Raw genomic sequence first — 11,049 nt, forward strand, 5'->3', positions numbered from 1 at the left:
CTTCCTGTACGCCCATGGCATTCGTCATTTTGGTCTGCCTGCTTCCCCTTGCACCACGCGGGTAACAGGGTACGCAAAGGCTATGTTCCGGCTGCTGAATGCCTGCATAATGCCAAAAAAAAGCATTTGCTGGGCCGTAAGGCACACGTTGGAGTCTCCGGAGTTTTCCGTGATGCTCCCTTCAAAATCAAAGCCTGTCGGGCCAAAGCCCACCATGTGTATTCTGTTCAATTGCATACCTGCAATGTTGCCAGCCAACTCCTGAATAATACCAGGCACCGCCTGCACTGTGGCATACGGTGTTTCATAAGGAACGCTCAAGCGGAACACACGAATGCGGGTGATGGCTTTTTGCTGGTTGCCCACCTGCTTTTTGGTCATATCGCTATTGGGGTACACCAGCATTTCCCCGGTGGCAGCGCGAATACGTGTTGTTTTTATGCCAATGCGCTCCACCGTGCCTGTTACGCCGTCCACGGTAATGCTGTCGCCAAGCTCAAAGGGTTTATCCAGCAATATCACTATATAGTTGAAAAAATCTGCTAAAATGGCTTGCCCGGCCAGGCCAACAGCCACACCCATGATGCCAAGACCAGCCACAATGGTGGAAATTTGGAACCCCAGGTTATCTAGCAAAAAGGTAACGCCCAAGGCCCACACCACGGTGCGCACAATGGGCAAAAGTGCACCAATGCCCACCTGCGCGGCATGCCCGGTGCGGCTGCCCCGCAGCACGGCATCCAGCAAAAAGCACATAAGGTTTGCCAACAGGCGCACCACCGCCAAGGTAAACAACACCATAAAGCTTACGTCAATAAAGCGTGAAAGCCCCGCCCCGAACGACAGGGAACGCAACCCCCAAAACACAGGAGCCAAGGGTAATATACCCAGCAGGGAACGGGTAACGTTCACCAAAATTTTCCGGTTAATACCAGGAAGGGCCGAAGGCGCTTTGGACCAGCGCTGCAAGCGAACAAGTACAATACGCTGGGCAAGATACACAACGGTCAGGCCTCCCGCAGCAATGAGCAACGCGGTTACATAGGCACCCAAGCTATTACGAAGTAGTTCCTGCACAAAAAAATCGTGCACAGCATTCTGCATATCTGTCACTGTGGTCATTTCTATTCCTCTCTTCCTGCCCTGGCGCACCAAAGCATATTCATATTGCGCTTGAACCGCTAAAATTGCACAATTTCAAGGCATTCTCAAGGGTGAACCAATGCAGTCAAACAGAATGCATCCGCGTTTCCCTAAAACAAATGACCTTTGAGGATATCAGTCCCAAAGGTCATTTATCGTGGGTGCAATGCCTTAGGGGCGTTACTGCCCTACCAGCGCAAAGTGGCCTTAAAGGCTTCCGCCAGTTCTTCCACGTCAAGGCGCAGAACTTCATTATCACCATGGGCCACCACAAGGGTACCTGTGTTGGCCACGTTGCCAATAAGGGCGGCATCAAAGCCCATGTGGGTGCCCATAAGCTGCTGGAAGGCAGCCAGGTGTTCACGCCGCACCGTTACCAGCAGGCGGCTGGCAGATTCGCTATAAAGCAGGGCAGCAACGCCAAGGCCTTTTTCCGCAAGAACGCGGGCCAAATTTACCCGCGCGCCCAGCCTGCCCCCCAGGGCCATTTCAGCCAGGGCCACGGCAAGGCCACCATCGGAAAGGTCGTGGCATGCGCTAATAAGCCCCTGCTGCATGGCCTGGTGTACCAGGGCATAGCGTGTTTTGGCAGCCAGCAAATCCACTTGCGGCACTGCCCCGCCAGCTAGGCCTAGGGCTTCTGCCGCTTCACTGCCAGCCAGCTCATTGGCGGTACGGCCCAGCAGGAAAATGGCTTCGCCTTCTGTTTTAAAGTCGGAAGTAACGGCCTTGTTCACGTTGTGGATATTGCCCAGCACAGAAAACAGCACGGTGGGCGGAATGGAGATTTTCTCCCCGCCGCCCATGAAGTCGTTTTTCATGGAGTCTTTACCGGAAACGCACGGCACCCCAAACCCAAGGCAGTATTGTTCCAGCGCCTTGTTGGCCCGCACCAGTTGGGCCAGTTTGTATTTACCGTCCGGCGTTTTTTCCGACTGCACCGGGTCGCACCAGCAAAAGTTGTCTACCCCCGCCAGGGTGGTTGGGTCTGCCCCCACCGCCACAGCGTTACGCACGGCCTCGTCAATGGCATTGGCCATCATCCAGTAGGTGTCTGCGTCGCTGAACTTGGGGCATATGCCATGGGAAAGCACAAGGCCTGCCTCACTGTCCAGCAGTGGGCGCACCACAGCGGCGTCTGCCGGGCCGTCGCGCATAACACCCACCAGGGGCTTTACCACGCTGCCGCCCTTTACTTCATGGTCATACTGGCGAATAAGGTATTCCTTGCTGCAAATATTCAGCGTGCCCATCATGTCCAGCAGGAACCCGCCATGCCCGCCAGTGTGCTGCCCCACAGCGTCTTCAAACTGGCACGGGACGTTGTTCTTGAGCAACACATCATTGCCTTGCGGGAACGCAGCGGGGCGCACCCACTCTGCTTCCAGTTGCATCTGGGGCACACCGTCGTGCAAAAATTCCATGGGCAACAGGGCCACATTTTTACCGGCATAGGTTACGTGGAAAAAGCCTGAATCCGTATAATGCCCAAGGGACGTGGCTTCCACATCCATTTCTTTGGCAAGGGCCAAAAAGGCTGCCAAGTTTTCCTGGGGCACCGCCAGGGTCATACGTTCCTGCGCTTCGGAAAGCAGAATCTCCCAAGGCTTCATACCGTCATACTTCAGCGGTGCTTTGGCAAGGTCCAGTTCACACCCGCCAGTATCTTCGGCCATTTCCCCCACAGAAGAAGAAAGCCCCCCTGCCCCGTTATCCGTAATGGCAGAATACAAGCCCAGGTTGCGGGCCCGAATGACGCAGTCATACATTTTGCGCTGGGTAATGGGGTCGCCAATTTGCACGGCTGTTACCGGGGAACCTTCGTGCAGTTCCTCGGAAGAAAAAGTAGCCCCGTGAATGCCGTCTTTGCCAATGCGCCCCCCCACCATAACAATGGCGTCGCCGGGGTTGGCCTTTTTTTCATGCCCTGGCTTGCCATGCAGCATGCGGGGCAGCATACCCACAGTACCACAATACACCAGGGGCTTGCCCAAAAAGCGCTCATGGAACACAACGGAACCGTTCACCGTGGGCACGCCAGACTTGTTACCGCCATGCTCCACCCCTTCGCGCACACCTTCCATAACCCGGCGGGGGTGCAACAGGCGCGGGGGCAGCTCGCCTTCATAAAAAGGCGAAGCAAAGCAGAACACATCCATATTACACACAAGCTCAGCCCCCATGCCTGTGCCCATGGGGTCGCGGTTTACCCCCACAATGCCGGTAAGGGCACCGCCGTATGGGTCCAGGGCGGAAGGGCTGTTGTGGGTTTCCACCTTAATGCACACGTCGTGTGAATCGGTAAAGGCCACCACCCCGGCGTTGTCTTTAAACACAGAGCGGCAGTAGTCCTTTTCACCCATTTGCTTGCGCATCATGGCTGTGGGCCGTTGAATGCAGGTTTTATACAGGCTGTTTATGGCTTCGCGCCGTCCTGTTTCCTTGTTTTCATATTGAATGGCGGCAGAGAAAATTTTATGTTTGCAGTGCTCAGACCACGTTTGGGCCAGCACTTCAATTTCTGCATCCGTGGGGTCTTCCGGCAGGCCCATGCTCCGCCGTGTTGCCTGCACTTCCGGCTGGGCGTAATGAGCCCGCACAGCGTGCATTTCTTCCAGGGAAAGGGCCAGGGTGTTTGCCTTGCTGAAGTCTTCCATGGCGCTGTCACTCATGGATGCAAGGGGAATAACCGCCACTTCGTTGCTGGCGGCCCCGGTAACACGCGCTGCCACCGGGGCAAACCCCGGTTCTGCCTGCCATTCGGCCTTGCTTTTTATGCTGTACCGCTGAATAAGGGCGTTGGCCAACAAGTCCGCAGCAATATGTTCCACAGCGGCCCGGCCTGCACTGGTGGTAAAATGGTATTGCAGGGCAGTGTACACCTGAATGGATTCTTTGCCCCCCAGCACCAGCCCCAGTGTTTCCCGTGCGGTGCGGGCCACGTTGTCTGTAACGCCAGGGCGAAAACCCACTTCCAGCACATAATCTGCCTGAGAAGGAGGCGGTGTTAAAAACGCATCGTGCAGCACCGGGTCGTGCAGCACGCCTTCGGCCACGGCCCGTTCTACCCCGGCTGTATCCAGCCCTTCCACGGTAAATACCTGGGCAACATGCGTTTCATGCACATGAATACCAAGGGCTTCCTGAATTTTGTGGGTAATATTTCGCCCAACACAGTCATCAAGGTGCGGCTTTGGGCATACGGTTATGTTAAAAAGCATGGTTACTCCTCATCGTCTGTTGCTGTTTGCCAGTGTGCTTACAGGCTTAACTCCCCGCTGGCAAGTGCTGTTGCCCCTTATGGAAGAGCCAAGACAGGCTGTGGAAACGCTAATTCGTCAATGGTCCCTTCTGTTCATAACGGGAAATGGCAGGTAAAAGCTGGTGGGCAGCCGCCATTTCTTACTTATGCCGTGCTTGCCATGAACGTGCGGCTAGGCTCACCCGCCGCACGGGCGCAAGCACTTTTAGCCCGAATTATCTGGTCCCGCACGTGTACCCCAGGTTGCAACGCTAAAAGCCCCACATTCACCCGGAGAATACCCATACTCCGGGCGGCGAGTTCTTCATGCAGCAGGGAAGCCATGGTGTGCATGTTCTCTTCACTGGTGTTGTGCAAAAGCAGAGCAAAATCGTCGCCCCCCAGGCGGAAGGGCTGCCCCTGGTCCGGGGGACAAATGGTAAGCAGGCAGGCACCAATGCGCCGCAGCACAGCGTCCCCTGCCTGGTAGCCATGCTTTTCATTCAAGGATGCCATGCCCACAACGTCGCACACCAAAAGCCCTGGCTGGCTCCCCTGGGTTTGCATTTTTTCCAATGCCTGGCCAATGCCAATGCAGCATTGGCTATAGCCCAAAAGCCCGGTAACGGCATCAGCCTGCATGGGGGCTGTATTTTCAGCTTCTGCCCCTTCGCATTGGGAAACTGTCAGCAAATAATTGCGATGATGCCCAGTTATCAGGGGGGAAAGCAGACACTTTTTTTCCACCAGCTTGCCGTTTTCCAAAAAATGCAGCACTACGCGGGTTACTCCTTGCTGGCTTTTGAGCCACGTGGCATTCCATTCTAGCGTATTGCCGGAGGCCGCCCGGGAAAAGGCAAACATGCATTTCCCCTGGGCAACGCTATTGCCGGCGCTGGCCCAAAGCACCAACCCCGTATCGTCCAAAAGATAACTTTCCATCATGCCAGCACCAGCAAACGCATCTAACAACTGCGGGTTGGCCACGTGCACCCCAAAAGCAGGGGCCACACCAGGAACAGGCACACACTGCACCACCCCCCCGGCTGGAATGCGCACATGGGTTATGCACATGGGTATTGTGCGGCCTGGGCTGGTTGCCTCTTTGGAGGGCACGGCAACGGCCTCCAGCCATGCTTGCGGCGCAAAAGTGCCTTGCGGTTCTGCCTTGGCCCAGCCTGACAGTTGCACCCCAAGTCTGGTGCGCAAAAGCCCCACAGCTTCTGTGTGTTCAGGAATAAAGGGAATGCGCAGTATGCCCAGCATAGCCTTGTTGGCGGCCTGTACAATACCGCTGGCATCCAGGGTAAGGGTTGGCAGCATTTCTGCCAGGGTATTATTGGCGCTTTCCTTACCTGCCTGCTCCAGAAGGCGCTCCCCAAGGCCAATACCCAACACATGCATAAACAGAGAAAGAGGCGTTTCCCGCAACAATTTTGCAGACTGTTTGGCAAGGGCAAGAAAACCAATGTCCCCCCCCCTGAACATCAGCGGAATGCGTTCCGGCCTAGCCGTTTTCAGCACTTCTTCCCGGCTTATACGTTGTACTGGGGCAAGGCGGCCTGCTTCACATTTCAGGAGATACCCTTCTGTATTGGGGGAAATCTGCATAAAAAAATCCCAGGAAGCCACATGCCAGAATGCACTGAGTTGCTGCTGCAACATTTTACCGAAATAGGCCAGAGAAAATTCCCCTCGCCCGCCCAGTGTTTCCAGGGCAAGAAAATAATAATGCTCCAACGTTACCAGCGAATTATGATGAAAGTCGTGGCTGAACGCTTCCGGCACAATGCCCAGTTGCTCCATAAGCCTGTCGAAGCGCACCGCGCACTCTTCCTTAATGCGGGCTACCTGCTCCTTGCCGCCTTCCACAACCCTGGCAAGGCGTAGTTCAAAGGCAATAAGTTCTGCGGCTTCCGCCTGGGGGGAAAGCAGCAATTCTGCCCAGCGTGTGGCATAAATAACGGCTTGGCTCAAGGGAATTTTTGTATCTGCACTGGCAAGTTCATGGTGCTCATGCACGGCTACGGCCAGTTCCGGGGGGAGTCCCCAAAAAAGCAGAATACTGCCGGAAAGGTCCGGGTGGGAAACGCCCCAGAACTGTTCTTCCTGGGTAAACTGTGCCTGGCTTGGCAGTGTCCCCAGGGGAACTTCCTTAAGCAAAAAATCAGGCAGTGTTTCACGGCAAAGAGCCAAAAACAGGGGCAGGTCTTTGAGAATACCCGCGAGGTAAGCAAGGTTTTTCTGGTCCGGGCACCATTTTTCGGCCAGGCCTTCAGCTGCCAGGGCAGACCACATAGCCATGCGCCAGTCGCCAAAAAGCATTTTACGGGCACGGGAAGTTTTTGGCTGCAAACGCTGCTGCATGGAAAGGGAAATAACAAGGCGAAATAGTTCGTTAGAACCAATGGCAATGGCGGCTCGCTCAATGTCTGCTATTTTACTTTCAAACCCATAGTTTGGCGCGTTTACAATATGCAGCACACGGCTGGTAAGCATGGGGTCCATGCGCAAAAAGTTTGCAATAATGGGAAAGGAGGGGGAGGGGTTGACCAGGGCCTGTAACAGCCGAACCAGCACCGGGGGAAAGGCCAGGTGCAAGCTTTGCCGGAAGGCTTCATCAAGGCTGGTTTCAGACTGAAAAGGCATACCTGTTCTCGCTTTGCTGGTGCCCCATGAAGCCCCAGGGCATGGCACGTTTTACCGGGGCATACGCCAAAGGCCTTGCTCACCATGGTATGGAGTTGCGGTACAGGACCAAAGAGCCAATAAAAAGAATGCGCTCCGGGGAGTGTTCACGCCTTAATGCCCACGTGCACGCACATAGTGCGTCATTTGCTGTAAGATCTCTTTTTCCCTGCCAGCAGGGAAAACATGAAGGCTGGCCAGGGCTTTTTCCAGGTAAGCATCACTTAACGCCAAGGCGGCATCGCAGTGTCCACCCTGTTCAATGGCATCGCACAGATGATTTACATACGATTCTGGCAGCGCCTCCTGTTGCAAGGCGGTGTGTACGGTATCGCGCTCCGCGGGGGAAAGGGAGTTCAGGTAATACAATAATGGTGGGGTGACCTTACCTTCGCGAATGTCGCCTCCCCTTGGTTTACCCGTTTGCTGGGAAGGGGCAAAATCCAGCACATCATCCACAATTTGAAAGGCAATGCCAAGGCTAAGGCCAAATTCCACGGCAGCCGCCACAGCGGCAGCATGGGCACCAGCCCGCAGGGCACCAAGTTCACAGGCAGCCCGCAGCATCCAGGCAGTTTTGCCTGTAATAATTTCCAGGTACGCTTCCTGGCCAATGCCGAAGTTGCGTACATTGGCAATTTCTGCCACTTCCCCGGCAGCGGTATACATGACTGCTTCAGAAATGCAGCCGGTAAGGCGAGCATCGCCAAGGGCAGAAACAGTCAACAGGGCTTTGGCGAGAAGAGCATCCCCCGCCAACACAGCCTGGGGTGCGCCAAACACGGTGTGGGCGGCAGGTGTGCCCCGGCGGGTATCGGCATTATCCAAAATATCATCATGCAGCAAGGTGGCAGCATGCAGCATTTCCACGGAGGCCCCAAGACGCAACAGATCTTCATGGTCAAGCCCGCAAAGCCGACCAAACACCACACACAGCACAGGACGCAGCCGCTTGCCCCCGGCAAACAAAATGTGGTGGGCCATGGGGCGCACCAGGGCTGGCAGTTCCCCTGTTAGTGTTTCCAGAACAGCGTGAATGCGTGGTTGTTCCGCGGCAACACAATCCTTCAGTTCGCGCATGGCTGCACCTCATAGCTAGGAAAACGCTGATTTATTCCGTTTGGCTGCGTTACTTCGCTTTTTTTGAAACAGTCGAGGACGAAAGAGTCCACTCCTGCTTCAAAAAAAAGCTTGTGCCTTGCCAAACGAAATAACTGCGCGTTTTCCAAATACCATTTCATCAGTGTTTCCCTAGTATTCTTCACTGTACCCTGCCAAACCCCTGTTCCCATGCGGAACATAAAAATTGCCTGCAAAAACACCGTTCCCTTACAGCCGCCAATAGGCAAAACCAGCCTTACTGGCCTGTTCTGTATTCCACAGGCCTTTCACGTCCAGCAGCACAGCGGCTTCCGGCCGGGTAAAGCGGTTTTTCAAAGCATCCAGGTCCATATGCACAAAGCATTCATGCCCAACGGCCATAATCATGGCGTCCAGGTTGCGCATATCGCCCAGGGGCACAAGGTCTATGCCGTATTCGTGGCGGGCGTCTGCCGGGTCTGCCAGGGGGTCGTGCACCAGCACTTTCACCCCGTATTCCGCCAGTTCATGGCAAATGTCCACCACCCGCGTATTGCGCAGGTCTGGTACATTTTCCTTAAAGGTCAGGCCAAAAATGCCCACCCTGGCCGCCTGAATGCGGTAGCCGTTGGCAATAAGCAGCTTTACTGTTTTTTCTGCCACAAACTTGCCCATGCCGTCGTTAATGCGGCGGCCCGCAAGAATAACCTGGGGATGGTAGCCAAGTGATTCCGCCTTGTGCGTGAGGTAGTAGGGGTCAACCCCAATGCAGTGCCCCCCAACAAGGCCGGGGCGAAAAGGCAAAAAGTTCCATTTGGTGCCTGCGGCCGCAAGCACGTCCAGGGTATCAATGCCCATGCGGTCAAAGATCAGGGCCAGTTCGTTCATCAAGGCAATGTTCAGGTCGCGCTGGGTGTTTTCAATAACCTTGGCCGCTTCTGCCACCTTAATGGACGCGGCACGGTGAATGCCCGCAGGAATAATGGCACCGTAAACCGATTCCAGCAAGGCCGCGGTTTCAGGCGTACAGCCTGCCACAACCTTCACAATTTTATCCACGGTATGCACTTTGTCACCGGGGTTTATGCGCTCTGGGGAGTAACCAATGAAAAAGTCTTCCCCCATGCGCATGCCGGATTCACATTCCAGCACAGGGGCGCATTCCTCTTCCGTCACCCCTGGGTACACGGTAGATTCATACACAACCACACAGCCCTTGCCCATGTGCTTGCCCACCAGACGGGAAGCGGAAAATACCGGGGTCAGGTCCGGCTGCCTATGCTTTGTAACCGGGGTAGGCACAGCCACAATAATAATGGCCGCCTCGCCCAGGTCTTCCGGGTTGGCAGAATAGGTAATTTGGGCTGCAACCAGATTTTCCGTAGTCACTTCCCCGGTTTTGTCCACCCCGCCCCGGAGTTGGGCAACACGTTCATGGGAAATATCAAACCCGATAACGGAAAAATGCCGGGCCAATGCTACAGCCAGGGGCAACCCCACATAGCCAAGCCCCACAACAGCAATGGGCTTTTCCCGCCGCGTCAAGGCATCAAATGCAATCATATTGTTTCCTTCGCTCGTATCCGTCTATCGTTATGTTCCTGATGAATATTCTCTCAACAATGATCTGCCCAAAGCACTTCAGCGCAGTACATTACGGAAGAAAGGCACAACAGGCAAAATATTTTCCCTCCCAGACACACAGTGTCCACAGGGAGCAAACAAAACAACCCCACGCAGCCCGGCTAACAACCGGGGCAACATGGGGCATGTTTCATTCCTTCATGCAGGCACACAATGCCAGCCGTCATGCGACTGAAAGTAACCTGGCAAAAGCCAGCGGCTTCCATTTCCTCTTTCACGGCATGGGCCGGGGGAAACGCAGCTATACTTTCGGCAAGATACCGATAAGCGCCTTTGCGTCGAAAAAAGGCCTTTGCCACAGCAGGCATAATTCTTTCCAGGTACATATTGTATATACCCAGCATAATTCGTTCTTGCGTACTGCCAAGTTCCAGCACACACAGCTTGCCCCCTGGCTTGAGCACACGAAACATTTCGTGAAGCGCTTCTTGCCTGGGGCGCATGTTGCGCAGCCCAAAAGCCACGGTAATGGCATGCACGCTATTGTCTGCCAGGGGCAGGGCCAGGGCGTCTGCCACGGCAGGCAAAAAGATATGTTGTGGCCCAAGGCCGCCGCCAGCAAGGCCTTTTTCCAGCATGGGCCGGCAAAAGTCCATGGCCAGCACCTTTGTTTCCGGGTACATGACCCGGAGCACTGCACTTACTTTTAACGTGCCCGCAGCCACATCCAGCACACAATCACCGGGGCGAGCCGCAACAGCACGGGCCAAGCGTTTGCGCCACAGCGAATCTATTCCCAAACTGAATACTGTGTTCAACCCATCGTACATGGGAACAATATCAGCAAACATTTTGGCAACAAAGCGGCCATGGGCCTGGTGGGAAGGTGCGTGCATTACTTGCCTGCTTCCTTTACGGAAGAAGTGCCTTCAGGCATGACACATGGCTGCGTGATGGTTTGCAGCACAACAAGGTACACAGCAGGAAATACTTCAGCAAAATTTGCGGGTGAAATACGACCCGTTTCAATAAATTTCACAACTATCTCTTTGGCAACTTGCAAGGCTTCTTTTGTGGTCTTTTCCATACGTGTTCCATGTAAACACCTAGAGCAGTTTACCTTTGAAAAAGGACATCAAACTGCTATAAAGTGCGTAAACTTTTCCAGGTATAACAGTGTTATAATAAGACTATTGCAAAATAGTCTTAAAGCGGCTTCCCACAGGGAAGACGCTCCAAAAAACACGAATAAGGGAAATTACTTTTCCCGTAAAATGAGTGTTTTTTGTGACTTAGGCCATGTTTTGCTCTGC

At 54.5% G+C, this 11,049-nt stretch carries 7 protein-coding genes; all 7 read right to left on the minus strand.

The window, feature by feature from the left end; genetic code table 11:
* Window positions 1-24: 24 nt before the first annotated feature.
* The 7 genes from G497_RS0114965 to G497_RS0115000 all read right to left on the minus strand — a co-directional run bounded on the left by G497_RS0114965 (window position 25) and on the right by G497_RS0115000 (window position 10,823).
* The gene (locus tag G497_RS0114965) at window positions 25-1,122 is read right to left on the minus strand and encodes a mechanosensitive ion channel family protein (RefSeq protein WP_027188747.1); all 1,098 of its coding nucleotides are present in this window, start codon (window positions 1,120-1,122) and stop codon (window positions 25-27) included.
* Window positions 1,123-1,331: 209 nt separating this feature from the next.
* Window positions 1,332-4,364, minus strand: coding sequence for an AIR synthase-related protein (locus G497_RS0114970; RefSeq protein WP_027188748.1), 3,033 nt, complete (start codon window positions 4,362-4,364; stop codon window positions 1,332-1,334).
* Between the two features lie 185 nt (window positions 4,365-4,549).
* On the minus strand, window positions 4,550-7,033 hold the full coding sequence (locus G497_RS0114975) for an HDOD domain-containing protein (RefSeq protein ID WP_027188749.1): 2,484 nt from the start codon (window positions 7,031-7,033) through the stop codon (window positions 4,550-4,552).
* A gap of 153 nt (window positions 7,034-7,186) precedes the next feature.
* Entirely contained in the window at window positions 7,187-8,152 is a 966-nt protein-coding gene (locus G497_RS0114980) for a polyprenyl synthetase family protein (protein ID WP_027188750.1), read from the minus strand.
* A gap of 249 nt (window positions 8,153-8,401) precedes the next feature.
* Window positions 8,402-9,715 carry a nucleotide sugar dehydrogenase gene (locus tag G497_RS0114990; RefSeq protein ID WP_051258194.1) on the minus strand — a complete coding sequence of 438 codons (1,314 nt, stop codon included), beginning with the start codon at window positions 9,713-9,715 and terminating at the stop codon, window positions 8,402-8,404.
* Window positions 9,716-9,897: 182 nt separating this feature from the next.
* The gene (locus G497_RS0114995) at window positions 9,898-10,632 is read right to left on the minus strand and encodes a ubiquinone/menaquinone biosynthesis methyltransferase (protein ID WP_027188753.1); all 735 of its coding nucleotides are present in this window, start codon (window positions 10,630-10,632) and stop codon (window positions 9,898-9,900) included.
* Complete coding sequence (locus tag G497_RS0115000) at window positions 10,632-10,823, minus strand: hypothetical protein (protein ID WP_027188754.1); 192 nt, start codon at window positions 10,821-10,823, stop codon at window positions 10,632-10,634. Before G497_RS0115000 ends, G497_RS0114995 begins: the two co-directional genes overlap by 1 nt.
* Window positions 10,824-11,049 lie beyond the last annotated feature (226 nt).

Source organism: Desulfovibrio cuneatus DSM 11391, assembly GCF_000430005.1.
In the GTDB taxonomy this organism is placed as follows: domain Bacteria; phylum Desulfobacterota; class Desulfovibrionia; order Desulfovibrionales; family Desulfovibrionaceae; genus Frigididesulfovibrio; species Frigididesulfovibrio cuneatus.